This is a genomic window from Bacillus cereus group sp. N31 (assembly GCF_016483245.1).
GTDB classification, from domain to species: Bacteria; Bacillota; Bacilli; order Bacillales; family Bacillaceae_G; genus Bacillus_A; species Bacillus_A toyonensis.
Genome location: NZ_JAEHCH010000027.1, coordinates 1 through 26,456, shown reverse-complemented (window position 1 = coordinate 26,456; position 26,456 = coordinate 1). Strand labels below are relative to the sequence as shown.

Below are 26,456 nucleotides of genomic sequence, written 5' to 3'. Positions count from 1 at the left end.
TAATCCTCCCCCTACAAGTACCCCTATCTCTTTTTAAAATTTTCTGATAATAAAAATATACACGAAAGCGATTACAATTTCTATATAAAATTAACACTTTTCTGATAAAATAATATAAAAATCGAATTATTGCAAGATTTAGATACTATTTAGAGGAAAATAAGGAGAAACAAGGAAAAAACCCTTACATATATTGTAAGAGTTAACGAAGCTCTAATCTTCTCGATAAAATTGATAAACTATAATTCACTATAAAATACATACAAGCCACTACTATAAAAGTCGGAATCATATAATTTACATTTTGCCCGCTAATAATTTGAGCGTTATGCATAAGCTCTGGCAATGATATAACAACTGCGAGCGACGTATCTTTTAGCAATGAAATAAACTGACTAACAAGCGGGGGGACCATTCTTCTTAATGCTTGCGGCAAAATAATATGCCAAAGCGCTTGCACATACGTTAATCCTGAAGACCTTGCAGCCTCAATCTGCCCTTTTTCGATAGATAATAGACCGCTTCGAACAATTTCAGATATCATTGCCGCTTCAAATATTGTTAAAGCAACAATTGCAGCTGTTATAATTTCTAACTTCAATCCCGCTTCTGGAAGTGCAAAATACGTAAAAAATATAATTAAAAGTAGCGGTAAATTTCGAATCACTTCCACGATAAATCCTAATATTTGTGAAACGACAGGTATTTTCGTATAGCGCAATATTCCTATTACACTACCAATAATAAAGCTAAGTACAATTGCTACGAGCGCTACCTCTAACGTTATAAGTAATCCTTTTAACAAAAAGAGGATATGATCACCTGTTATTGCTCCTTTAAAATCCATTTATACCGCCTCCTTTGCCAAGCGTTTTTCTAAATAACGCACTAGCATACTGAGCGGAATTGTTAATATTAAATAAAACATCCCGACAAATATATACACATCGAACGTAACAAATGTCTTCGTTGAAATTAAGTCTCCTTGATACATTAAATCAGTACCAGCAATAATTCCGAGTATTGAGGAGTTTTTAACTAAATTGAGAAATTGGTTTCCTAAAGGAGGGATTACAATTTTCATAGCTTGGGGTAAGACGATATAATACATTCCCTGCACATACGTTAACCCTGAAGAGCGCGCAGCCTCCATTTGCCCTTTTGCAACTGATAAAATGCCAGCTCGAATGACTTCCGCAATAAACGCTGCAGTATATACGGTAAGCGTAACTGTTCCTGCTACAAAACCATTTAAAGTAATTCCTATTACAGGTAAAGCGAAATAAAATATAAATGCAATTAATACGAGTGGAATATTTCTTACAAACTCTACAAAAGCGGATCCCACCCAATTTAAAATACGAATCGGTGCAATACGCATTACCGCCAAAATTACCCCTAAAATAAAACTACCTATTAACGCAATTACACTAGACATAACCGTATATTTAAACCCTTCTAAGTACATATCAATGTTATTCGTTAATATAGAAAAATCAGGCACATATTCTCCCCTCTTTCTTTACAAGAAGAGGATGAGTACTCTCATCCTCTCACTCTTACTATTTATCACGAGAAATAAAGTTTCACTTTACTTCTCTTGTTTTTGACCGATCCATTTTTCATATAATTTGTCGTACTCTCCACTCGTCTTCATATCTTTTAGTAAGTTATTAATCTCTTTCGTTAAATCATCTGCACCTTTTTGCACAGCAATTCCGTACGGTTCATCCGTAAAAATTTTCCCTACAACTTCATAATTAGCATCTTGTTTTGCCATTCCGTAAAGAATCGCATTATCTGTCGTTAAAACATCGCCTTTACCTGCTTTTAACGCTGTAAATGCCTCACTATAATTTTCAAATTCTAATACAGTCGCTTCTGGTGACTTTTGACGAATGTTATTTGTAGATGTTGAGCCTTTTACCGCTAACACTTTAACGCCTTGTTTTATATCATCAATGCTCTTAATATTACTTCCTTTTTTCACAAGTAACGATTGTCCCGCTTTAAAATATACATCTGAAAAATCTACTTCTTTTTTGCGTTCTTCCGTAATTGTCATTGTCGCAATAATTGCATCAATATCACCATTCTTCAACATTGGAATACGTGTTTTAGACGTTACCTCTTTCAGCTCTAGTTTCTTTTCATCACCAAGAATTTTTTTCGCAAGTGCCTTTGCGACATCAACATCAAATCCTTCTACTTGCCCTGTTGAAGGATTTTTCAATCCAAATAAATTCGTATCATTCTTCACTCCAACTACTAATTTCCCGCGCTTCTTAATTTGCTCTATGGCCCCGCCTTGCTTCGTATTCGTTTCTTTCGCCTCATCTTTTTTACTTGCGCACCCGGCAACGACAAGTACGAATAAACATGAGAATACGATTAAGGTAAACAACTTTTTCATTTTAAGCATAAAATTCCTCCTCTAATGATTTAACACTCGGCTTAAAAATAGACGCGCTCTTTCTTGTTCTGGGTTTGCAAAAAATGCTGCTGGTGTTGTATCCTCAATAATTTGGCCCTCATCCATAAATAAAATCCTATCTGCTACTTCTCGCGCAAATCCCATCTCATGCGTAACGACAACCATCGTCATCCCTTCTTTAGCTAACGTTTTCATAACGTCAAGCACTTCTCCAATCATCTCCGGATCAAGAGCAGACGTAGGCTCATCAAACAGCATAATTTCAGGCTGCATCGCAAGTCCCCTAGCAATCGCTACCCTTTGCTGTTGACCTCCGGATAATTGATGCGGGTATACATTAGCCTTTTCCGGGATTCCTACTTTCTCTAAATAAAACATCGCTGTTTTCTCAGCTTCCTCTTTTGAAACTTTATTTACTTTAATAGGCGCTAGTGTAATATTTTGAAGAACCGTTTTATGTGGATATAAATAAAAATGTTGAAAGACCATCCCGATATCTCGGCGTAATTCATTCATATCCGTTTTCTTATTGTGTACCTCTGTATTTTGTACAATTAATTCCCCATCTGTAATTGTCTCTAATTGATTTATACACCGAAGCAATGTACTTTTCCCTGACCCTGAAGGTCCAACAACTACTACCACTTCACCCTTTTGTACTTGCAGATTAATATCTTTTAAAACTTGAAAGTCACCATAATATTTATTTACATTACGAAACTCAATCACCATACTCCCCCCTTCCTCTAACAAAGCATGTACATTCTTTTTATATTCAAAAATAGGCAAAAAAATAACTTTCAGCTTCATTTTGTCCATAAAAAAAGAGCAAAGGTCGTTCCCTTTGCTCCTTCGTTCCTATCCTATTAAGATACTTCTTCTTTTTTATCTTTCCCATATTCATGCTCCCAGAAATCAGCATTTTTAATTCCTAATTCCTGCGGATCAAATACTGGATCTTTCCCTTCTTTTTTCTGCTTTTCATAGTCTTTTAAGGCGATCAATGCTGGTTTTTGTAGTAGTAAAATCGCGATAATGTTGACCCATGCCATAATCCCTACACCGATGTCACCTAAAGCCCACGCTGTTGCAGCTGTTTTTACACAACCATAGAATACGACTCCTAAGAATACAAACTTTAGTACGATGGACATCCAAGGACGGTCTTTATCACGATTTAAGTATGCAATATTCGTTTCTGCAATGTAGTAATACGCCATAATTGTTGTAAATGCAAAGAATAATAACGAGATTGCGACGAAACCGTTTCCAAATCCAGGAAAAACAGATTCTACTGCTGCCTGTGTATAACCAGGACCCGGCTGTGCACCGTTTAATTTATTGACGATAAAGTTTTTTCCGCTTGCATCAAATACGTTATACATGCCTGTAATAATCATCATAAATGCTGTTGCTGAACAGACGAATAATGTATCAATGTAAACGGAAAATGCTTGTACTAACCCTTGTTTAGCTGGGTGTGATACTTCAGCAGCTGCCGCCGCATGTGCCCCAGTTCCTTGCCCTGCTTCATTGGAATAAATACCACGTTTTACTCCCCAAGAGATTGCTAAACCAATAATCCCACCAAAAGCTGCTTCTAATGCAAATGCACTTTTTAAAATTAACATGAAAGCATCTGGTAACTTTTCAATATTCATAGCTACAATTACACAAGCTACTAAAATATAACCAAGCGCCATAAACGGCACTACAACTTGTGCTACGTTAACAATTCGCTTAACTCCACCAAAAATAATAAGCGCTAATGCCGCTACTAATACCGCTCCAGATACAGAAGTATTAATACCGAAAGCTGTTTCCAAACTTACAGCAATACTATTCGCCTGAACACCCGGTAACAGCATCCCCGTTGCAAGAATTGTTGCTGCAACGAATACTAATGCATACCATTTAACTCCTAGCCCTTTTTCAATGTAATAAGCTGGACCACCACGGAATTGTCCTTGATGCTTCGTCTTATATATTTGTGCAAGCGTTGATTCTACATAAGCAGAACCTGCTCCTAGAAAAGCTACCGCCCACATCCAAAAGACAGCTCCTGGACCACCAAATGCAACAGCCGTTGCAACACCCGCAATATTTCCTGTTCCAACGCGCCCTGATAATGAAAGTGCTAACGCCTGGAACGAAGAAACACCAGCATCCGATTTTTCTCCTTGAAATGTAAGCTTCACCATTTCTCCTACATGCCTTACTTGTAAAAACCTCGTTCGAATAGAAAAATATAAACCTGCTCCTAAACATAAATAAACAAGTGCTGGACTCCAAACAATATTATTGATCCAACTTACGATTGCTTCCAACATTCCCCCTCCTCATTTATAAAGAATATTCAGAATATACATAAAATTATACGTGCATACCGAATCTATAACAATATTATTTTAATAAAATAAACATATTTTTGTATAAAAAAACAAAGTATATATTTATTTTATATACTTTGTTTTAACATGAATGTATTATATATTCACAATCGCTTCTCTTTTTATAATTCTTTCATAGAGTTGTTCAGCTAATTCTCTGAAATGATCTGGCATATCTTTCCCTTTAAATTTCTTTTGGAGCGTGCCATACAAACCTATATCACGTAAACGTAAAAATAAAGGTAACGATTCATACCAACTATCCGCCAGCCTGTGCTCATATTCGTACCCTTTTCTTAACACTTGTAACTGTTTACGAGCGAATGTCGTCTTTTCTTCCACTGTCCACGGTGTAAAAAGAACAGAGTAATAAAGAACCATTGCCAAATCATGAATGAAGTAATTATAGGCCGCATCATCAAAATCAAAGATTGTTAACTCTTTTCCATCATAGTGAAAATTGCCTGGATGAATATCACCATGCATAAGGCCGAATGTTTCTCTTTCAATTGGAAGAGCATTTATTTCCTCCATTAATACAGCTGCAATTTCTTTCACGTTCTCATCTTCTAATTCATTAACAATACTACTTTCATCCTCTTCCCACGTATCACGGTAGTCAGTTTTAGGGTAATTCATTGTAAGGCGGTGCAATTGTCCAATCGCTTTTCCCCACGCTTCAAAGTAAGCATTTCCCCAATATGGCGATCCTTCTCCTTTTACTTGCTCACCTTTTGCGTATGTAAATAAGGAAGCAAAAAAGAAAGTTCCATCCTCTACTACAATTTCTTCTACAAGATTTTGAGATGTTGAGTAAAGAGGTCCCGCTACCTTTGCACCGTTCTCCGCAACATATCGTAAAAAATCTAGTTCAGCCTCTACCTCTTTTTTAGAACGATGGGAAGAATGCGTTAAACGTAATACGTAATCTTCATCACTATCACCCTTCGCCTTAAAAATGTAATTTTCAAAATCTCCAAGTGGCTTTTCTTCTACAGTCACATGAAACAAACTTGCAGCTCTTGTTAAAATCTCTTTTGTAAAAACTCGTTCTACAGATATTTCCATATGTATCCCTCCTATATATCTTCTTAATTCGACATAAATGTTAGAAGTACTGCTATGAATGTGAAAAGTACCGTTATGCCTACTATAAAAATGCAATCTCTACACATAAAGAAATCTAAAAACAAAAAAGGCTGATTCACTAAATCAACCTTTACACTATTAAAAATACTATTTCTTAATTCTTCATCAATTCATTCTTATATATAACATTTACCTTTATTTCTCTTCACCGTTTGTCTGTATTGAATTGAAGGTCCAATTTAATTTCAATGAATCTCCTTGAAATACATTTTGTTCTTCATCATTATCTACAAATGTAAACATTACATAGAAAGTATCATCATCACCAGGAGCAAGTCCATTTCCTTCTCGGTCTACAACACCTTTTTGTACAAGATCAGGAATACTTCCATTTTGCGTAGCTACCTTTAACTCAGATAATGTAGTAGACCAAATTGGAACCTCATTTTTATCCAAATTCCATAAGAAATCAACACGGATATAATCACCAAAATCAGCATTTCCATTATCTCCTTTAGCATCAATAACACTATAATCTGTAAGAAGTTTCACGTCTCCTATCGCTAAGGTTCCTTTGTTAACTAATTGAAAACCGCGCTCCATTTCATCACCCGGTTTAATATTGTCGACATTAATAACAACTTCAGGATTAACACTCAAATCTAAAGTACCCGCTGCAAACGCGCTTTGTGATACTTCTTTATCACTAAAATACGCATATGTTCCCCCACCAATTAAAGATAGACCAAGCGCTGCAGTTACAACACCCATACCAAGTTTTTTCTTAATACTCATTTCACAAGCCCCCCTATTTTAAAGTTCAAACAACAACCTTATTTTCATCCCACAAACAATATTAATTAAGCAACCACCTTGTCCCATAACGAAAGCAAACTAGCTTTAAACTATTTTCTTCATGTACTCAAATAGCTATTTTTTAAATAACCGGTAATGTTACAGTGAATCATTACCGGTTCGTTGTTAGCAAAAACCATTTTTTCTGTGTTCATTGCTTTATCGTTTAGTTTCCCTTAGAAGTGTATCCCCTTATTTTTTTGGCTCTAAACCAATCGAGCGTAAGATTTTCTCTAACGTCACTGGCCCTACATTTTCTTTCGGTTTCTGATTTTCTTTAGCATCTGGACCCTTTTTCAAGAAGTTTTTCTCGATAAAACGAATATCTGTTTCATCTACAACACCATCTTGATTTATATCTCCATCTTTTACAGATACTTTTCCTTTTCCATACGATAAAGCTGCTATTCTAGCATCTTGAATATCTACCATTTTATCGCCGTTTACATCACCTGCAAGGTTATCATCCATATCAGCTCTAAAGTTTTGTCCCACTAATTCTCCGTCTTGCATTTTCCCTATTTTGGTTGCCAGTTTACTATTTAAATGACCTGGCATTTCTACGAAAATATCGTATTCTTTATCGCTTACTGGAACACTATGAATCTCAAATTGTCCATTTTCATTAATCGTTCCTGTATATTTCTTTCCATCCTTGCCAACTGCGTACACTTTTGCTCCTAGTTTTGTATAGTCTTTCTTACCTAAATACCCCTCTTCATTCAAGAAAGCTTCCGGACCAATATATCCTGTAACCGTTGAATGTTTTGAAACAATAGCAAAAGGTTTATCTTTAAACACAGGAATCTCATTGCCTTCTGTTGCACCAACTTTTGTATAAGAGAACTTATCTACTCCAAATGCAGTTAAATCATTAAAGTATTCATCACTCGTCATCTCGAATGTAACATCTAAAAATGGTGTATCTCCATCTAATCCTTTAAATTCTTTTCCTTCCAATGACGCGCCAACTTTCACCTTGTTTTCCCAAGTTCCTTCTTCATTTATTTTCGGATCTTCTAATTTAAGGTTCAGTCCATGTTGTTTTACATATTCCGTAAGTGCTGGATTTGGTTTCACGTCTGTAAATTTAAATAACTGCTTGTAATAAGGAATTTCAAATGTACCTGACATAAGTTGTTTTACATTATTAAGACTCAAAGTTAACGTAATTTTCTCTCCTAATTTGATTTTATCTTTGTCATAACTTGGAACAGCGTATTCTGTCCCTTCTTTTACAAAGACATAATCTTTATATCCAGTTGCCATATTCCCTGCAGTTGCGAGGTCATATCCAAATAATTTTAAATTTAACGGCTCATTTATTTCCTCTGGAAGTACTCCAAATTTAAAATCACCATTTGCTTGAATTGTATTCAACCAACCTGATGGGAAGGCTGAGTTTTGATAATATACAATTTGATTCGCTTTTTGATCATACTGCAAGCCTTTTGCCTTTAATGCATCTACTGTAGAATCATAAATATTACCATGCACCCATAATGCACGTTGGCCGTCTTCTTCTTTAAACATGGAATCATTGACTTCATGTATACCAGGTTGTACATCCTTAAATTTCATTTCAGGTATTACATTATCAATGATTATGCTATCGCCTTTTGTATACGATTTCCCTTCTTTATCATATCCAACGAAGTTCAATTCGTAATCTCCATCAGGCAACATAACAGGTTTATCCCCAATTGGATGCGCTGGATCTCCTGTGAATGGAAGTACATACCCTCCCATACCAGAAAACATCATATACTCAATATTTGGTGTTAGACTACTTGCATTAAGTGTACCAACGACTCCTAGTGCCTTCCCTGTCTTTCGGTCCTTCACAACTGCATCAATGGTTTCAAGAGGACTATTTAATTTAAATGTCAAAGGCGAACTAGGTCTTTCCATAAATGGATGGAATTTAGATGCATCTGTTGCCATTGCATCTCTCAGTAAATCCACAGACGCAATCCCTTTTTCTGTGAATTTAACTGCAAATGGTACTTGATATACTTCTTTTTCATTGTTTTTATTTGAAATATGAATATATCCCTCATATCTACCAAATTCAGCGTTTTCTGGAATCATAATTTCAGGGCTAATTTCCTCTGATGTACCAGGAGCTAATTTGATAGAATCTTTTACGTTTAGCTTCACACCATTCTTCGCTGCATCTTGCACACCTACACTTGTAGGTGAAAACTCTACTTCTAATTTAAACTCTTTCCCATCAGTTTTACTGCTGTTCTTAATTAAGACTTTTCGACTATCTTTAATAGGTCCATTTTCAAGTTGATTTTTATACCCAAATGCAATAGAGCCTGTTTTTTCTTCAATTTCTACTTCTTCATCATCTACAACGTTTGATGTTTTATCGACAACCTCGATAGATGTATCTGCATGAACTGCACGATATGCATCAATTCGTCCTGAGCCCACCTCAAATACAGAACGCTCTTCTTTTAAGTCAACTGCGGTATTCATAAGTGCCTCTTTTACTTCAAATGGATTATAGTTTGGATGTTCTTGTAAAATGAGTGCCGCTACCCCTGCAGTATGAGGAGTTGCCATAGATGTACCTGACATACGCCCATACGCTACCGGATAATTTTCTCCATCTTTTGGATCATTAATATATTCAGGAACAGTTGAGAAAATAGACACACCTGGCGCTACAATATCCGGCTTAATATCATCCGTCTTAGTTGCAGGACCGCGGGAGCTGAAATCAGCTAAGTGATCTCCCTCTGTTTTTATATTACTAAGTTCTCCAAATGCTAACGACACATCTCCTTGTACAGCTTTTGCTTGCAATTTCTCACCATCTACTTTTGTTAAGCGGAACGATGGAATAGATGAAGTACTTTCTCCAAGATAACTTGTAATTTCCCCATCTACATTGTTGTATACAATTACCGCCTTTGCGCCTGCTTCCTTAGCGTTTTTAATTTTTTCATCAAATGTAAGCTCACCGCGTTGAATAAGAGCTAACTTTCCTTTTACATCTTTCCCTGTAAAATCATCTGTTTTCCCAAGTCCTGCATATACAACCGATAAGGATTGACCTTTCAAATCTTCAATCTTATCAGTAAAGCTTTTTCCAAGTAGCATCATCTTATCCACATGTAAATCACCTGCATCGACGGAGAACGTCGGGATAGTCATTGCAGCGTCACTGGCTCCAACTGTAATTGGAAGTGCTGCTGCACTAGGTGATCCAATAGTACCTTCTTCCGGACCACTATTACCAGCTGCTACTACTGTAACAACACCAGCCAACATCGCATTGTTCACTGCGACAGAAGTAGGATATAAAGGATCATTAATAGACGCACCTAGTGATAAATTGATAACATCCATATCGTCTTTCACTGCTTTATCAATCGCAGCAAGAATACCGCTTGTTTGCCCACTTCCATATGGACCTAATACGCGGTATGAATATAAATCTACATCTGGGGCAACGCCCTTAACCGCATAATCTACATTATTCTTTTTGTCTGCAGAAATTGTCCCAGCTACATGAGTACCATGGGATGTATAATACGCACTTCCATTATAAAACTCAGGATAGCCTCCAGAATTTTGCCAATCCTTATACGTTGTCTCCATTGGATCAGCATCATTATTAACAAAGTCCCATCCTTTTATGGAGTTCGGATCTATTTTGCTTGGGTCCTCACCTTGCTTTGCACGATATCCTTTATATGCATCTTTTAAATCAGGGTGGTTATAATCAATGCCTGTATCCAATACCCCCACCTTAATTCCTTTACCTGTTATTTTTTCATCGTGTAGCTTGTCCACACCAATTTGTGGTACACTATCTGCCATTTTTGGCTCGATACCTGCCTTAGCTGTTTCTTTTGGCAAATCAATTTTGACCTCACGATCTTCCCATACACGCTTAACAATACCGGTACGAACTAAGTCTTCAATCATATTTGCTGGTAACGACATTGCTACACCATTAAAAGCATTCTTATATTCTTTTGTTATTTTTACAGATTTTAAATTTATACCTTTATCTTTATTTTTTTGAAGCTGTTCAAGCTCTGCTTTAAACCCTTTATGTGATGCCTCTACCTTTTGCTCCGCATTTGAAAGAGCTAACTTTTTTCCTTTAGCCGCTTGTTTTAATACCTCAATTTTGCTAGGTGCTTGCTTAAATTCTATAATTACATTCACATTATTAGGGCTTGCTGTATTGATACCTGGTGAAATAACAAAACCCGGTTTTGTATCTAACGTTTTCAAAGCATTACGTTGTTCCTTTGTAAGACCTTTCAAGATAGCATTTACATCATCAATTCCAGTTAAATTAGATGTATTTACCTCTTCAGCTAATACGTTATATGGAATTCCTTGGGACAATAATATTCCAACTGTTAGTGTTCCAATAAGAACCTTTCCAAATTTCCCTCGTTTCATATTGCATCTCCCCACTATTAAAATTATTTTTCTAACCAAATTGATTCTTAAGCTCCCATTTAGCATTGAAAATTCTATTAATCTTAAACTTTTATTTTGCATCATTAAGAATTTTCAACACTACTACCATCCCTATATAGCTAATCACTTACTTTACTCTCTCTATAAAAGCCCCCCATCATTTATTTTCAATAAAAGATTTTCACAAAATGAATTATTAATAGGATTAAAATATAATTCTATATTTATTATTTCACGTTCTGACTTTTCTGAAAATTGAACAAAAGGAGTATCTTTTTTCTAATGATTCTATACCTACATAGTACAAAAGAACTATCTTGCTCTTTATTCTTTGTAATATAGAATAAATAAACATGATAGCTCTTTTAAACATTTCTTATTTAATCCAACGGAACCAATTGATTTCGAACAGCATAAATCACCGCTTGCGATCGACTTTTCACATTTAGTTTTTTAAAAATTTTATTGATGTGAATTTTAACTGTTTTATCACTAATATATAGAACTTCAGCGATTTCTTTATTACTAAGTCCCTTTACTAATTCAAAAAGAATTTCCTTTTCACGTTCCGTCAGTTCATTTTCATTTGATTCTAATTTCATTTTTTGCTGATGATATGTAATTAATTTTTTAGTCATACGCGGATGAATAACTGAATCGCCTCGATATAACATCCGAATTGCTGCTACTACCTGCTCCGATGATGAATCTTTCAATAAATAACCATCAGCACCAGCCTGGAGTGCATCCATTAAATACTCATCATGCTCATACATTGTAAACACAAGTACTCGGCAATTCGGATAATTTTTTTTCACCAACTCTGTAGCTTCAATCCCATTTTTCCCTGGAAGATTAATATCCATCAAAATACAATCTGGTCTGCATTCTTCTACTTTTCCCAATACTCCGTCCCCAGAGCTAGCTTCTCCAACCACTTCCATATCAGATTCATCCTCTAGTATGTTCCGAATTGCGTCTCGTAAAAAAGCATGATCATCCACTACTAATATTTTAATCATTTTACGCACCCCTTGTTTGTGAATCTGGAATTAATAGTGTAATTTTTGTCCCTTTCCCTACAGAACTATCAATCTGTAAAGTAGCCCCTAATTGTTCAGCTTGTTCATTCATATGTAATATACCATAATGTGGCTCATTCTTCGTTTTAACCATAGACTCAAATAGTGAAAAGCCAATCCCATTATCCTTAACCCTTAAAAGCACGTGCTCACTTTGATAGCTAAGTAAAACATCAGTCTTGTCTGCTTGTGCATGTTTTACAATGTTTTGCAAACTCTCTTGTAATGTATCAAAAATAACCCTTTCTTTTGAAAAGCTAAGCGCACGTGCATGACCTCTTTCATGATATGTAATATCTAGTTCATATTCTTGTTTTAAAAATTTTATTTTACTTGCTATCGCCTGCTTTAGCCCTAATTGTTGTGTCGGATATGGTTTTAAAGCATAAATAGAATAGCGAACTTCTCCTAAGCTTCCTCTTAAATCTTTTATACTTTTCTCTACTATTTGCTGCATATCTTTTGGTTTATCACGGTATTTTTTCTGCGCGGATTCTAGTTGGAATATCACCCCGGCTAATGTTTGCGCAATACCATCGTGAATTTCACGGGCGATTCTATTTCTTTCTTCTAAGATCATTCTTTTTTCCTGTTCAGAAATCAATATCCTTGTTTTAACAACGTTAGCTAATTGGTTAGAAAATGTAGCTAACGACTGTACATCTTCCGGAAAGAAACCCGCATTTCTACTTTTCCCTGCAACAAACATTCCGACTAATTCATCATTTACTATAAGAGGAAAATATACAAGTGAGCGTATAACACTATCAAATATTTCATCTCCAGGAGCCGTACCAATTTTCCAATCATTAAATACAAGATTTTTAGAAAGTTCCTCAAACGCCTCATACTTTTCTGAATCATCAGATACATCTAGGCGGACTTTCCCATCTTTTAATAGAATATTCCAGTTCCCATCATCTTTTGTCCATATTACATATGCTTGTATGCCAAAAAAACCTTTAAGTGCTTGTTTAATATGTTTCAAGTTTCCTCCGGTTAATCCTCGACTAATTTCGGTCGTAATAAGAAATAACTCATATAATCGTTCCTTCTCCATCCTTATCCGTACAGAAAAAGAACTAATAACGGAAGTTGCTACAAGTGGAAAAAAGAAAAACAGTACTGTAATCTCGTTTACTTCCACACTATATGTACTAATTAATACGTGCATCAGTGCCGCATAAGAGAAACCAAAAGTTTCGCAAAGAAATACCGTTACAGTTTTTTTATACCACTGATAGATTGAATATGGCTGCGGAAGGAGTATCATTAACAAATCGTAAAAACGATTGTTGAAAAAACAAAAAAACACGCAAAATAATAACAAAGATATTAAATTTCCATACAGAACTGATATATCTATTTTGTTAATTAATAAGGACATACATTTGTTTGAAAACCATTCGGCCAAGATTAAACTAAGTGCATGCTGAGTACTATTAAATAACATTCTTTGTATCGGTGAACGGCGGTGCAGGTGAATAATTAGCGTAACGAGTACAATAGAAATAATAGTTATATGGATTCCAAACTGCCAACTCATAGCGTAAATTATCGGAAAAGTAAGCGAGCTAGTCCCTCTCCAAAATCGTACAGGAAAATACTCTGCAATCCCCATAAATATTAATAACAATATTAGTATTGTTGGATGAGAAGGGATTTTAATTTCAAGTAAAGATATAGTTATAGTAATCAAACCAAAAAAAGAAATAAAATAAAGATAAGAACTAGCAATCTTTTCTCTCATAAAGATAGAATTTACAGCTTTCAAAACAACCCCTTCTTTCTTTATAGAACTTTATTTTCTCTATTATCCAATAAAAAACCGGCACTGGCAAAATGGAAGAACCTCCACTAGCCAATCACCGGCTGTGTACTGCACCTAAAAAGGCAAGACACAATACTAATAGTATAAATTGCCTTTCATAAATTTCCTATTCATCGAATGATGTAATTATTTATACCGCTAGGCTTATCCTCTATAGTACAAAAGATTTATATCAACACCGCTAATCTAATATATACTTTCTTTCCATCCCCTACTTCTCATTTTCTTTAGTTTAAAAGATGACGTAACATAACTTTCAAGCTACTTATTTTCAAATAATCCAAGCATAAATTTCTCACAAAAAGCAAAAATTAACAGAAGCGACTTTATTCTAAAAGAGGTGGAAATTATGACAGAGCAAAAAGAACAACAAAAGAGTGAAAATCAAAAGCATATGTTTCCATCGCTTCCGGAAAATATTAATTACATTGAAAATAAGCTATGTCACTCAGATGATATAAAAAAATTAGATGTCCCATTTCAAAGTGGCAAAGGAACAATCTTATATATCGAATCTTTAGCAGACCCAAATTTAATTCACCAATTAGCTCTTGAGCCTTTATTAACTCGGTCGGATTTGTCTTTAAATAAAGTTTTTGCCACATTAAATATGAAAAAAGAAACGAATTTAAATTATGGTGTGCAGCTTTTATTACAAGGAAAATCATTATATTTTCATGAACAAGTCGACAGTTTTTGTATTTTCGAAACAGCTTTATCTTTAAAGAGAGATATAGCAGAGCCTGATAATGAAGGAGTTGTGCGCGGTCCACATACTGGTTTTGTAGAAGATCTAGCAACTAATTTAAGCTCTATTCGTAAACTCATTAAGAGTCCAAATTTAGTTGTTAAGTATTTTACAATCGGTGAAGAAATGCACACGAAAGTGGCAATTGCTTATATGCAAAATATAGCTAATGACGATTTAGTTACAGAAGTAAAAAGAAGATTAGAAACTATTAAAACGGATGCACTTATGTCACCAGGATACATACAAGAATTTATAGAAGATACGTCTTTCTCGCCATTTCCGCAGCAATTAAATACAGAGCGTCCAGATAGAACTGTTGCTAATTTAATGGAAGGACGCGTTGCTATTTTATCTGACGGAGATCCAACAGCACTCATCGTACCGGTTACGTTATTCGCTTTTTATCAATCACCAGATGATTATAATAACCGCTGGATTGTCGGTTCTTTCGTCCGAATGATTCGCTTAGTAAGTTTTTTAATTGCCTTTCTCTTACCAGCTTTATATATTGCAACTGTCGCTTTTCATCCCGATGTGTTGCCGCTCGAACTTGTGTATACGATTAAAGCTTCATTAGAGAAAGTACCTCTTCCTCCTATTTTTGAAGCTCTCTTAATGGAATTAATCTTTGAATTGTTACGAGAGGCTGGTATTCGCTTGCCGAGCCGCGTTGGACAAACAATCGGTATTGTTGGGGGGTTAGTAATTGGGGATGCAATTGTAAAAGCTGGACTCGTTTCCTACACAATGATCATCGTTGTAGCTTTAACTGCAATCTCATCTTTTCTCGTTCCATCAAACGATATGAGTTCAGCTGTTCGGATTCTTCGTTTTCCATTAATGCTCCTTGCTGCTATATTCGGTTATGTAGGAATATCATTCGGTCTCATTATAACTTTCGTTCACTTATGTCAACTACATTCATTTCATACACCATATCTTTCTCCTGTTGCCCCGATGCGGATTAAAGATATGAAAGATTCTTTCGTAAGACTACCAATTTGGTCATTTTGGGAAAGACCACATGATCCAAAACCGAAAAAAATGCAGCGCCAACATGTAACGAGAGAGGATGAGGACGGTGACAAACACGCAAAGTAAAATTTCACTTGTTCAATTTACCTTTTTCGTTATTCAATGCCAAATTGGGGTCGGTATACTATCTCTACCTAACCGGCTTCATCCGATAGCAAAAGGTGGTGGTTGGATTTCTGCGCTCATCGCGGGGCTTGCGATTCAACTTATTATTTTACTTATGTGGCTTTTCTTAAAACGATTTCCTGATGCAGATATGTATAAGAGTGTTTGTATGCTATTTGGTAATAAGTTAGGAAAACTATTGGGCTTTTCTTATGTTTTTTATTTTACCCTTATCGGTATGACGGTTATGTTGAATGCTTGTAACGTCATTAAAGTATGGGTTTTACACGCAACTCCGTGGTCTGCAATTCTCATATTATGTACAGTAGCTTGTTGTTATGTAGCTTATAACACATTTAAAGTCATCGTACGATTTTATGTCATGGCCTCTATTCTCATTATTCCAATGGCCCTTTTAATTGCCCTAGGGCTTTCCCGAGCTGATTTCTCTTATATTTTTCCTATTACAGAAGCCGGATGGTGGAATATAATTCAAGCATCCAAGGAAACAATTACAGCCATGTATGGTTTTGAAATTATTCTTATCGCTTTTCCAAAAGTAAACGGAAGTTCTATGGCAAAACTGAAGGCCATTTCTATCGCTAATGGATTTGTAACGCTCTTTTATGCTTTTACTGTTTGGATTTGCTTTATCGTATTTAGTCCAAAGCAAGTTGAGCTTATTCCAGAACCAGTTGCTTACTTATTACGCTCTCTTCATATTGGAATTATAGACCGAACTGATTTACTATTCATACCAATTTGGATGATAACTGTCGTAGCTTCTATTGCTAGTTATTACTGTGCCGCCTCTATAGGAATTGGACATATATTCAATCTTGCTAATCATAAAAAGGCTGTTCCAATCGTTGGTATTATTGCTTTTAGTGTAGCCTTATTTATAGATACACCTGAAGAATTAAAAGTAATTGCAAATTTCACTGATAAGTTCACCTATATTTTCATCGTTGTCCTTCCTCTTTTATTTCTACTTTATTCTGTAATAAGAAAGAAGAAAGGAGAACAGTATGTTCAAAAAAAGAGTTAAATTAATTTTAATATTATGTACTAGTTCCCTCCTTTCTGGCTGTTGGGATCAAGAACCATTAAGGGAGGCAAGTTTAGCTTATAGCATTGGAGCTGATATTACGGAAGAGAATAAACTCCAGCAAACAATCGAGCTCGTAAAGAGTTCAAGCGGAGAGCAATCTTCATTCGAGAATGAAATATATTCAGCAACCGGGCATAACATAATGGATACAAGCGATGCCCTAAAAAAAAATGTGACTGGGAATATTCGTTATTTCAAATATGGTGTTCAATTACTCGGAACCAAAATTCTAAAAAAGGGTATACTCCCCTATTTAGATGTCAGCTTTCGAGACCCAACAAACCCAACTGCTTTAGTAAAACTTATTGCAGTAGATGGCGAAACATCGGAGATACTCGAAAAAAAGAAAATAGGAAATTTACTAATTGGAGATTTTCTAAAGAAAAAAGTGAAAAGCTTAGAAGATATGAGTGTATTTCCAAAAGAAACTTTAGAAACAGCTGCTACAAAAATGTTAGATCCCGGTAAAGACTTTACCCTCCCTTCTATAAAAATAAAGGGAAAAGAAGTAGTTACAAACGGGTTAGCTTTATTTAACAATGATAAATTAACTGGGCATTTACCTTTGAAACAATCTGTTTTATTCGTATTATTAACTGGAAAAATGGGGACAGATGCCCGTATAACCCAGAAACTTACTAGCGATGAATCAGAGAAAACATCCGATTATTTAACAATGGAAATTAGCAATCGAAAGTTAAAACGAGACTTAAAAATAACAACAGATAAAAAAGGAAATGTTTATGCTCACATTAAGCTCCAATTAAAAGTTATAGCACTTGAATCTCCGAGAGATAATGTGTATACAATGGACGATAGAGAAAAACTAAATAAGGAACTTTCTAAACAACTCACGAAAGAAGCGAAAAAAATAACACGCAAACTACAAAAAGCAAATTGTGATGCTTTCGGTATTGGAAGACACCTTATCGCTTATCATCCTGACTTATGGAAGAAAAAAAATTGGAATAAAGATTATGCAAAAGTAAAATTCAAACCTGAAGTAGAAGTAAGTATTTTGTATAGTGGTGTCTTAAAATAAAAGGTTGTATGCCGCGTGGGCATACAACCTTTTATTTCGTATATCGATATATAATTGATTCATATGGTCTTAAGTTAAGTTTTGTAATATCCTTGCTGGAATCTTTATAATTCGACAGTAGTACTTCTTGTTTCATTCCATCTAATTGAACATGGGCTGGTACAGAATACGTTATTTCTTCTCCATAGAAGTTATTAATAATAAGTAATACTTCATTATTTACAGTACGTGTATACGCCCAAATCTTAGGGTGATTTTCATCTAAAATAGCATATTCTCCTTCTGTAATAACATCGTAAGTTTTTCTAAGTTCAATTAACTTTTTATAATGATAAAATACAGACTCCTTATCTTGTAATGCTTTCTCTACGTTTATTTCTTTAAAGGTTTCAGCTACTGAAATCCAAGGGGTACTTGTTGTAAAACCACTATTCACCTCTTCATTCCACTGCATCGGAGTACGAGAATTGTCACGAGATTTTTGTTTTAAAATCCCTATAATCTCTTCTTTTAATAAGCCTTCTTCTTGCTTTATATCATATATATTTAACGATTCCACATCACGATATTGCTCGATGGACTCGAATTTAGGATTCGTCATACCGATTTCTTCTCCTTGATAAATGTAAGGCGTTCCTTGCAGCATGTGCATAGCTGTCGCTAACATTTTCGCAGATTCATTTCGGTACTTCCCATCATCCCCGAAGCGTGACACTATGCGAGGCTGGTCATGGTTACACCAGAATAATGCATTCCATCCCCCGCCCTTTTGCATTTCAATTTGCCAGTTAGACATAATTTCTTTTAATTTAATAAAATCAAAATCAGCTTTCGTCCACTTATCACCATTCGGATAATCTACTTTCAAATGATGGAAACTAAACGTCATACTCAGTTCATTGCGCTCAGGGTTTGAGTATTTAATGCAATTATCAATTGTCGTCGATGACATTTCTCCAACTGTAATTACCTCTTTCCCTTCAAATACATTTCGATTCATCTCTTGTAAATATTCATGAACACGCGGACCATCCGTATAATATTTACGTCCATCACTTGTCGCAGTACTTCCGTCATCGCTTAAGAAACGTTGGTCTTTTGAAATTAAGTTAATAACATCAAGGCGGAATCCAGTTACTCCTTTATCAAGCCAAAAGCGCATCATATCGTACACTTCTTCACGAAGCTTTTCATTTTCCCAATTTAAATCTGCTTGTGTCTCATCAAATAGATGTAAAAAATATTGCTTAGTCTTTTCATCGTACTTCCAAGCCGATCCACCAAACTTAGACTGCCAATTATTTTTTTCATCACGCCAAATGTAATAATTGCGATATGGACTATTTTTATCTTCTTTCGCTTCTTTAAACCACTTATGCTCCGTCGAACTATGGTTTACAACGATATCAAGCATAATTTCAATGTTACGTTCTTTCGCTTTTTCTAGAAGCTCTTCAAACTCTTCCATCGTTCCGTAAGATGGATCAATGCTATAATAATCACTTACATCGTACCCATTATCATTTTGTGGTGATTGGTATATCGGTGTTAACCAAATATAATCCACTCCGAGTTCTTTTAAATAATCTAGTTTCTCTGTAACTCCTTTTATATCACCGGTTTCTTTATTGTAATAACTATTAAAGCTCTTCGGATAAATTTGATAGACTACACTTTTATGCCAATCCTTCATGTTTAACTTCCTCCTACTTCTGTTTAACTCTTTTCGCAAATAACCATGTTAACGTAAATGGGATTACAACTGCGATAATCATTCCTACAATAAACATTGGAATCGATTTCGGAATGATCGAAATAAATGCTGGCAATCCGCCAATTCCGATAGCCGGTGCTAATACACCATTTAATGTAATGAATATTGCTGCCACAGCAGATCCTATAATTGCTGCATAAAACGGGAATTTATTCCGTAAGTTAACACCAAACATCGCTGGCTCTGTAATACCGAAGTACGCGGAAATTGCTGATGTCGATGCCATACTTTTATCATTTTGATTTTTAGAAATCCAGAACATTGCAAGTGCCGCACTACCTTGCGCAATGTTAGAAAGAGCGATCATCGGCCAAATAAATGTACCGCCGTGTTGTGCAATTAATTGTAGATCAATTGCAATAAACATATGATGCATACCTGTAATTACAAGCGGTGCATATAATGCTCCAAATAATACTGCTCCAACTACTGGTACTGTTTCATATACGCCTACTAATCCAGCTGTTAATAAATCTCCGATATGACGTGTAACTGGACCGATAATTCCTAATGCTAATACACCTGTTACAACGATTGTTGTAATTGGTACAACTAATAATTGAATTGCATTTGGTACATGTTTCTTTAAGAAAATCTCTACTTTACTCAATACAAATGCTGCTACTAACACCGGTAAAATTTGACCTTGATATCCTACCTTTTCAATTTGAAACAATCCTAAAATATTGAAGTACTCAATCTTTTGACCCTCTAAACCAGTCGCTGCTTTTCCATAATCCCAGGCGTTTAATAAGGCCGGATGCACAAGCATTAAGCCCATAACAATACCTAGTATTGGACTACCACCAAAACGCTTCGTTGCTGACCAACCGACAAGTGCTGGTAAGAATACGAATGCTGTATTGGCCATCATATTAATTAAATCCCAAAGCCCACCTAAATTCGGATAAACATCTAATAAATTTTTACCATCAAAAAATAAGTCCTTTGCCCCTAATAAATTGTTAATCCCCATTAGTAAACCAGCTGTTACGATCGCTGGTAATATCGGCATAAATACATCTGAAAATACTTTTACAAACTTTTGAGCTGGATTTAACTTTTGATTTCCAGAATCTTTCACGTCAGCCACTGTCGCTTCCTTCATGCCTGCAAGCGTTATCAATTCAGCGTAAACACGATCTACATCCCCTGGACCAATTACAATTTGAAATATCCCAGCATTATGAAACGCTCCCTTTACTAATGAAACAGACTGTAATTTATCACTATCTATTTTACTTTCATCTTTTAAAGCGATACGGAGCCTCGTTACACAGTGCGCAGCTTGTTCAATATTGTCTTTCCCACCAATATACTGCAACACTTCCTCTGCTGTTTTACGATAGTCTTTCCCCATATTCCCGTCCCTCTTTTCTTTTTTTGATACCGTTTACACTTACATATTAACTCGTATATATAAGTTAGTCAACACTCGTATATACGAGTTTCTGTTTTTTTTATAAAAAAAAGATGAAACGTTATTTCGTTTCACCTCTTTACTTTCTTCGCGCCACATCCGAAAAGTGAAAAATATCTAAGCGGTGACGTGATTCCGTATATTCGAACTGACTCCCATCATATAAATGAGTAAAGTTTTTCACAACGACAACATAATCTGTGCCATTTAAATCTAAATACTTTCGGTCATCATCTGTACACGGCTGCACTTCAATTACCCTTTGCGAATAACTAATATGTAGCCCTAATTCTTTCTCAATGTATTTATAAATTGATGCCGTTGCAATTTCTCTCGTTAATCCTGGAATAAACTCCGATACAAAATGATTTATATCTAAAATTACTTTTTCTCCATCAATATTTCGTACACGTTTAATATGATCTATTTCTGTTTTTTCTTTCACGTTTAATAATTTTGCAACCTCTTTTGTCGCTTCTTCTTTCTCCATTTCCACGACTTCTGTAATACAATGACGTCCTAGACGCTCATTTTCTTCTTGAAAACTTACAATGCCACCGAAGTTAAACTCAATATTTTTTCGCTTTAATACAAAAACACCTTTTCCATGAATTTTTTGCACATATCCACGCTCTTGCAATAAATCTACTGCTTTTCTTACAGTACCTCGGCTTGCCTCATACTGCTTCATTAATTCTGTTTCTGATGGGATTTTGCATCCCTCTTTTAAGTGCTTATTATCAATAGACTTACTGATTTCTATATAAATTTGCTCATACTTACTCATCATCTACAATAGCCCCTTGTCACCTTCTAATTCTATATATATTATACCATGCTACACTCTTCTGCCAATCTCTCACTTATTTTCCAGTCCAAGAAAAATATAGGTAAATATTTAATCTCTAAAACGTATTTTTATAAAAATTTTTATATTTTTCTTTTCATTCAAAAAAACATGTAGTATACTAACTTCAAAATCAGAGGAGAAAGGGAGCAAAGAACTATGCTTACTTATACAACAATTGTAGTTACATTTGCACAAAAACATCATCATCATACGTAACCCTTGAAACCTAGCGGAAAATTTACGCGTAGGTACAAGGGTTATTCCCGTTGTACCTACGCTTTGGCGAAGAGCCATGTAGGTATTTTTTATCTACATGGCTCTTTTTTTATTGCCAAAAAGCTAGTAAAAAATGATGTTTAAGCAAATCTTACTACAAAGGAGTTAACAAAAATGGAAACGAAAAAATGGGGATTATGGGTTTTAACAGCTTTTGTTATCGGGAATATGGTTGGCGGTGGCGTATTTATGCTCCCAGCAAATTTAGCACAAGTATCAGGTCCAATGGGTTCTACACTCGCATGGAGTATTACAGGACTTGGCGTATTTATGATTGCACTCGTATTTGGAAATTTAGCAATTCGAAAACCAGAATTAAAAGCAGGACCACAAAGTTACGCTCAAGCGATGTTTCCTTCAAAAAAAGCAGGTAAAGTTGCAGGTTATAGTATGGCGTGGGGATATTGGGCTGCGAACTGGGCTGCAACAGCATCTGTTATTATTTCCTTTGCTGGATATTTATCAACATTTTTTCCAGTTTTACAAAGTAAGCAAATTCTCTTTTCAATAAATGGATTTTCACTAGAACTAGGAAAAGGGTTAACTTTTCTAGTATGTAGCCTTATGTTATGGGGAATTCAATATATTCTTTCTCAAAATATTGATCGAGCTGGAAATATGAATCTTCTTGCTACCATTGCAAAAATTATCGGATTTACAATGTTTATTGTGATTACATTATTCATTTTCAACGCCTCTAATTTCGGAGACGGTCAAACATTTATGAATGAAGCTGGACAATCTATCTCGTTAGGTGGACAAATCAATTCAGCTGCTATTGCAACACTTTGGGCGTTTATCGGCATCGAATCAGCAGTTATGCTTTCTAACCGCGCAAAATCACAGCGTGATGTAAAAAAAGCTACAATTTCCGGCCTAATTATTGCTCTTATTATTTACATGTCAATTACTTTACTTACAATGGGAGCTCTCTCGCAAGAAGCTTTAAAAGAGTCTCAAAAACCATTAGTAGACGCATTAAATTTAGCAATCGGCAATAAAGGCGCATATATAATGGCGTTACTAGCACTTGTATCTTTATTTGGATCTACTGTTGGCTGGATTGTTGTTAGTTCAGAAGTACCTTACCAGGCTGCCAAAAATGGACTTTTCCCTAAGTTTTTCAGTAAAACAAATAAAAAGGGTAGTCCTTCAAAATCATTATTTATTACAAATGTGATGACACAAATCTTCTTATTCTCAACGATTTCTGGCACTGTTTCAGAAGCATATAATTTCGCTATCGTTGTAGCAACATTAGCTTATTTAATTCCATACCTTGTTTCTACTCTGTACCAATTTAAATTGGTTATTACAGGAGAAACGTATGATATAATGCCAGGATCTCGAATAAAAGACGGGGTTATTACTACATTAGCATTTGTATACTCTATTTGGGTTATCAAAACGGGAACTGCTGATTTAAAAACGTTCTTCTTAGGAATTGGATTGTTTATATTAGGTCTTATTCTTTATCCCGTATTAATGAAAAACTCACAAAAAACGAATTAAAAAAAGAGAAGCTTTTAGCTTCTCTTTTCTTTTAAAAATCCGTAATTAACTTTTCTTTTAACTCTCCTACGGATAAAGGTTTTGCATAATAAAATCCTTGTACATAGTCACAGCCCAAGGATTGTAATAAACTTTCTTGTTCTACCGTTTCTACCCCTTCAGCAACTACTGCTAAATTTAAACTATGGGCAATTTCAATAACAGATTTTACAATCGTTCTTTCTGGCTGTGCATGATCATAATGAAATTCACGAATAAAATTACGATCAATTTTTACGATATCAAGTGGCAATTGTTTTAAATAATACAATGAGGAATAGCCAGTTCCAAAATCGTCTAAAGCAATTAATACGCCCATACTTCTTAATTCTTGTAATGTAGCGATAATATAATCAAAATGGCGAACAGCAATACTTTCCGTTATTTCTAAAATTAAACGATTCGGAGGAAAACCAGTTCTCCTTAAGATGCTACGTACAGACAAAATAAAACGCTTCTGCATTAATTGTTGTATGGATAAATTCACAGATAACCTTAATCCTTCTTGGTAATCCGGTAATGTTTTAAACAGGCGACACGATTTTTCTAATACCCAATCTCCTAATTTTATAATAAGTCCAGATTCTTCAGCTACTGGAATAAATTCGCTTGGTGAAATAGGCCCTTCTTCTGTCATACAGCGCACTAAAGCCTCAATGCCAGTATATTTCTTCGTTTTCAAATCAATGATAGGTTGTAATACTACATCTAATTCTTCATCACGAATTGCCTTTTGCAAAGCAAACTCGATTTTCATTCTACGATTTATTTTTGCACGTAACTCATCTGTAAAGAAACACGCCGCATTTCTTCCCTGTTCTTTCGCACTATACATAGCTAAATCCGAATTTTTCAATAGTGTTTCCACGTCTTGTCCATCTTGTGGATATGAACAAAGTCCTAGACTAGCTGAAATGTATACTTCATGACCTTCAAGCATAAATGGTGCCTGAAAACATGACAATACCGATGTCGCTAACTGCCGCATCTCATCTTGTGTATGTTCATTTGTTAACAGCACAAATTCGTCGCCACCTAGCCTGGCCAGAACATCTTTCTCTCCTAACACATAATGCAACCGTGAAGCAACTTCGCTTAAAAGTAAATCTCCTATCATATGACCTAACGTATCATTTACTAATTTAAAACGATCTAAGTCAAAGTATATTATGCCAAATTCCTTTTTCCCTGCAATCAGCTCATTAACAGTCGTTATTAGCTGTAATCGGTTCGGTAAACTCGTTAAAGCATCATGATATGCAAGTTCCCTATAACGGCTTTCACTCAATCGTAATCTCTGTTCTGCTTCTTTTCTACTACTAATGTCATTTCGGATCGCGATAAATTGATACGGCTCTCCTTTTTCGTTTAAAAATGGAACAATTGTGGTTTTAACCCAATAATATGTACCATCTTTTGCTTGATTTTGGATTTCACCTCTCCATACTTTTCCATTCAAAATACGCTTCCATAAGTTTTGAAAAAAAGTTTTCGGATGATATCCTGAATTTAAAATACGATGATCTTTTCCTATTAACTCTTCTCTTTTATATTTGGAGATTTCACAAAACTTATCATTTACATATGTAATAAGACCTTTTCGGTCTGTAATTGCAACAATTGAAGACTCATCTAATGCTAACTTTAAATCTCGCAATGAAGAGTCATATAATGCATGACCTCTTTGTTCTAGCATGCGCATCTCTCCTTGCTTCCTATCTAACTAAAACACAACTTGTTTCTTTTCATAGAAATAGAGATATTTCATTTTCTAATAATAACCCTTTACATACATCACATTTTGAATTATGCCGATTAAAATAACATAATATTATTTGTAAAAAAAAGCAATATAATACCGTTCCAATTATAATTAGTAGCTTCTCATCTCCCTAATTAGCTTGCCTTATTATACCGCATTCCTTTAACTTGCTCTATGCAACCCTTGTTTCCTACTCATTCCACTCGCGTCTAACCTCTATGCTTTTTAATAGCAAAATAGACATTAGAACATACTATACAACTATTCACGAATAATAATATAAAAGTTTAAATTGGTATATATGTTTTTGAATTACAATAATAAAATATTAACATATTTTTACCTTTATTTTGGAAGTATTTCATAAATAAATATAGTATTAAACAAAAAAGAGGATAACCTCTTTTTTGTTTAATACTGATATGGTATTTGCTGATAACCTGGGTATGGTGCTGGATATGGTGCTGGATATGTTACTGGGTACGGTGCTGGATAATAACCTCCACTTGCTGCACCCGTTAATGCACCTGCTGTAAGCCCACCTAACATACCTCCCGCAAAACTTCCTGGGAAAAATCCGCCGCCCCATGAGCCGCCTCCACCCCAGCCCTGTCTCTTATACACATCTCCGAGCCCACGAGAC

18 protein-coding genes and 1 pseudogene are annotated in these 26,456 nt (G+C 35.2%); 4 read left to right on the top strand and 15 right to left on the bottom strand.

Annotated elements, in window-relative coordinates:
* Positions 1 to 202: 202 nt before the first annotated feature.
* From JDS81_RS24825 to JDS81_RS24780, 10 genes are all read right to left on the bottom strand, one after another.
* A complete protein-coding gene (locus JDS81_RS24825; protein WP_000345977.1) occupies positions 203 to 847 on the bottom strand; it encodes an amino acid ABC transporter permease in 645 nt (214 codons plus the stop codon).
* The gene (locus JDS81_RS24820; RefSeq protein WP_001112684.1) at positions 848 to 1,504 is read right to left on the bottom strand and encodes an amino acid ABC transporter permease; all 657 of its coding nucleotides are present in this window, start codon (positions 1,502 to 1,504) and stop codon (positions 848 to 850) included. It lies immediately after the preceding gene.
* 87 nt (positions 1,505 to 1,591) lie between these two features.
* Positions 1,592 to 2,422 (bottom strand): glutamine ABC transporter substrate-binding protein GlnH, encoded by an 831-nt coding sequence (glnH, locus tag JDS81_RS24815; protein WP_097954879.1) that lies wholly within the window; start codon positions 2,420 to 2,422, stop codon positions 1,592 to 1,594.
* A gap of 12 nt (positions 2,423 to 2,434) precedes the next feature.
* Positions 2,435 to 3,163 carry an amino acid ABC transporter ATP-binding protein gene (locus JDS81_RS24810; RefSeq protein WP_175282532.1) on the bottom strand — a complete coding sequence of 243 codons (729 nt, stop codon included), beginning with the start codon at positions 3,161 to 3,163 and terminating at the stop codon, positions 2,435 to 2,437.
* 137 nt (positions 3,164 to 3,300) lie between these two features.
* Positions 3,301 to 4,761, bottom strand: coding sequence for an alanine/glycine:cation symporter family protein (locus JDS81_RS24805; protein ID WP_000387486.1), 1,461 nt, complete (start codon positions 4,759 to 4,761; stop codon positions 3,301 to 3,303).
* Between the two features lie 159 nt (positions 4,762 to 4,920).
* Positions 4,921 to 5,892, bottom strand: coding sequence for a phosphotransferase enzyme family protein (locus tag JDS81_RS24800; RefSeq protein ID WP_087969021.1), 972 nt, complete (start codon positions 5,890 to 5,892; stop codon positions 4,921 to 4,923).
* A gap of 216 nt (positions 5,893 to 6,108) precedes the next feature.
* Positions 6,109 to 6,708 carry a TasA family protein gene (locus tag JDS81_RS24795; protein ID WP_097954878.1) on the bottom strand — a complete coding sequence of 200 codons (600 nt, stop codon included), beginning with the start codon at positions 6,706 to 6,708 and terminating at the stop codon, positions 6,109 to 6,111.
* Between the two features lie 252 nt (positions 6,709 to 6,960).
* Complete coding sequence (locus JDS81_RS24790) at positions 6,961 to 11,202, bottom strand: S8 family serine peptidase (RefSeq protein WP_097954877.1); 4,242 nt, start codon at positions 11,200 to 11,202, stop codon at positions 6,961 to 6,963.
* Positions 11,203 to 11,603: 401 nt separating this feature from the next.
* Positions 11,604 to 12,245 carry a response regulator gene (locus JDS81_RS24785; RefSeq protein WP_097954876.1) on the bottom strand — a complete coding sequence of 214 codons (642 nt, stop codon included), beginning with the start codon at positions 12,243 to 12,245 and terminating at the stop codon, positions 11,604 to 11,606.
* 1 nt (position 12,246) lies between these two features.
* Positions 12,247 to 14,079, bottom strand: a complete 1,833-nt coding sequence (locus tag JDS81_RS24780) for a GAF domain-containing sensor histidine kinase (RefSeq protein ID WP_097954875.1) — start codon at positions 14,077 to 14,079, stop codon at positions 12,247 to 12,249.
* A 406-nt stretch (positions 14,080 to 14,485) separates the two neighbouring features.
* Between JDS81_RS24780 and gerKA the strand changes: the two genes are divergently transcribed.
* The 3 genes from gerKA to JDS81_RS24765 are packed head-to-tail and all read left to right on the top strand — an operon-like array spanning position 14,486 to position 18,180.
* Positions 14,486 to 15,988 (top strand): spore germination protein GerKA, encoded by a 1,503-nt coding sequence (gene gerKA / locus JDS81_RS24775; protein ID WP_097954874.1) that lies wholly within the window; start codon positions 14,486 to 14,488, stop codon positions 15,986 to 15,988.
* Positions 15,969 to 17,075 carry a GerAB/ArcD/ProY family transporter gene (locus JDS81_RS24770; protein WP_097954873.1) on the top strand — a complete coding sequence of 369 codons (1,107 nt, stop codon included), beginning with the start codon at positions 15,969 to 15,971 and terminating at the stop codon, positions 17,073 to 17,075. The genes gerKA and JDS81_RS24770 overlap by 20 nt, the downstream gene beginning before the upstream one ends.
* On the top strand, positions 17,056 to 18,180 hold the full coding sequence (locus JDS81_RS24765) for a Ger(x)C family spore germination protein (protein ID WP_097954872.1): 1,125 nt from the start codon (positions 17,056 to 17,058) through the stop codon (positions 18,178 to 18,180). The genes JDS81_RS24770 and JDS81_RS24765 overlap by 20 nt, the downstream gene beginning before the upstream one ends.
* 31 nt (positions 18,181 to 18,211) lie before the next feature.
* On the opposite strand, the gene treC is transcribed toward JDS81_RS24765, so the two are convergent.
* The 3 genes from treC to treR all read right to left on the bottom strand — a co-directional run bounded on the left by treC (position 18,212) and on the right by treR (position 22,164).
* Positions 18,212 to 19,873, bottom strand: a complete 1,662-nt coding sequence (treC, locus tag JDS81_RS24760) for an alpha,alpha-phosphotrehalase (RefSeq protein ID WP_097954871.1) — start codon at positions 19,871 to 19,873, stop codon at positions 18,212 to 18,214.
* Between the two features lie 13 nt (positions 19,874 to 19,886).
* Positions 19,887 to 21,314, bottom strand: coding sequence for a PTS system trehalose-specific EIIBC component (gene treP, locus JDS81_RS24755; protein ID WP_097954870.1), 1,428 nt, complete (start codon positions 21,312 to 21,314; stop codon positions 19,887 to 19,889).
* A 139-nt stretch (positions 21,315 to 21,453) separates the two neighbouring features.
* Positions 21,454 to 22,164, bottom strand: a complete 711-nt coding sequence (gene treR / locus JDS81_RS24750) for a trehalose operon repressor (protein ID WP_097872809.1) — start codon at positions 22,162 to 22,164, stop codon at positions 21,454 to 21,456.
* A 450-nt stretch (positions 22,165 to 22,614) separates the two neighbouring features.
* Here treR and JDS81_RS24745 point away from each other — a divergent pair, with 450 nt between their 5' ends.
* Positions 22,615 to 24,012 carry an amino acid permease gene (locus JDS81_RS24745; RefSeq protein WP_053446381.1) on the top strand — a complete coding sequence of 466 codons (1,398 nt, stop codon included), beginning with the start codon at positions 22,615 to 22,617 and terminating at the stop codon, positions 24,010 to 24,012.
* Positions 24,013 to 24,043: 31 nt separating this feature from the next.
* On the opposite strand, the gene JDS81_RS24740 is transcribed toward JDS81_RS24745, so the two are convergent.
* Together JDS81_RS24740 and JDS81_RS24735 are read right to left on the bottom strand one after the other, a co-directional pair.
* A complete protein-coding gene (locus tag JDS81_RS24740) occupies positions 24,044 to 25,747 on the bottom strand; it encodes a putative bifunctional diguanylate cyclase/phosphodiesterase (RefSeq protein WP_097954869.1) in 1,704 nt (567 codons plus the stop codon).
* 477 nt (positions 25,748 to 26,224) lie between these two features.
* Positions 26,225 to 26,456: pseudogene (locus JDS81_RS24735) on the bottom strand (hypothetical protein); the annotation flags it as partial.

What these genes read in the sequence shown, in the direction of transcription:
- treP (WP_097954870.1), bottom strand. Translation starts at nt 21,314, where the DNA reads ATGGGGAAAGACTATCGTAAAACAGCAGAGGAAGTGTTGCAGTATATT.
- JDS81_RS24795 (WP_097954878.1), bottom strand. Translation starts at nt 6,708, where the DNA reads ATGAGTATTAAGAAAAAACTTGGTATGGGTGTTGTAACTGCAGCGCTT.
- glnH (WP_097954879.1), bottom strand. Translation starts at nt 2,422, where the DNA reads ATGCTTAAAATGAAAAAGTTGTTTACCTTAATCGTATTCTCATGTTTA.
- JDS81_RS24825 (WP_000345977.1), bottom strand. Translation starts at nt 847, where the DNA reads ATGGATTTTAAAGGAGCAATAACAGGTGATCATATCCTCTTTTTGTTA.
- treR (WP_097872809.1), bottom strand. Translation starts at nt 22,164, where the DNA reads ATGATGAGTAAGTATGAGCAAATTTATATAGAAATCAGTAAGTCTATT.
- JDS81_RS24790 (WP_097954877.1), bottom strand. Translation starts at nt 11,202, where the DNA reads ATGAAACGAGGGAAATTTGGAAAGGTTCTTATTGGAACACTAACAGTT.
- gerKA (WP_097954874.1), top strand. Translation starts at nt 14,486, where the DNA reads ATGACAGAGCAAAAAGAACAACAAAAGAGTGAAAATCAAAAGCATATG.
- JDS81_RS24765 (WP_097954872.1), top strand. Translation starts at nt 17,056, where the DNA reads ATGTTCAAAAAAAGAGTTAAATTAATTTTAATATTATGTACTAGTTCC.
- JDS81_RS24800 (WP_087969021.1), bottom strand. Translation starts at nt 5,892, where the DNA reads ATGGAAATATCTGTAGAACGAGTTTTTACAAAAGAGATTTTAACAAGA.
- JDS81_RS24740 (WP_097954869.1), bottom strand. Translation starts at nt 25,747, where the DNA reads ATGCTAGAACAAAGAGGTCATGCATTATATGACTCTTCATTGCGAGAT.
- JDS81_RS24745 (WP_053446381.1), top strand. Translation starts at nt 22,615, where the DNA reads ATGGAAACGAAAAAATGGGGATTATGGGTTTTAACAGCTTTTGTTATC.
- JDS81_RS24785 (WP_097954876.1), bottom strand. Translation starts at nt 12,245, where the DNA reads ATGATTAAAATATTAGTAGTGGATGATCATGCTTTTTTACGAGACGCA.
- treC (WP_097954871.1), bottom strand. Translation starts at nt 19,873, where the DNA reads ATGAAGGATTGGCATAAAAGTGTAGTCTATCAAATTTATCCGAAGAGC.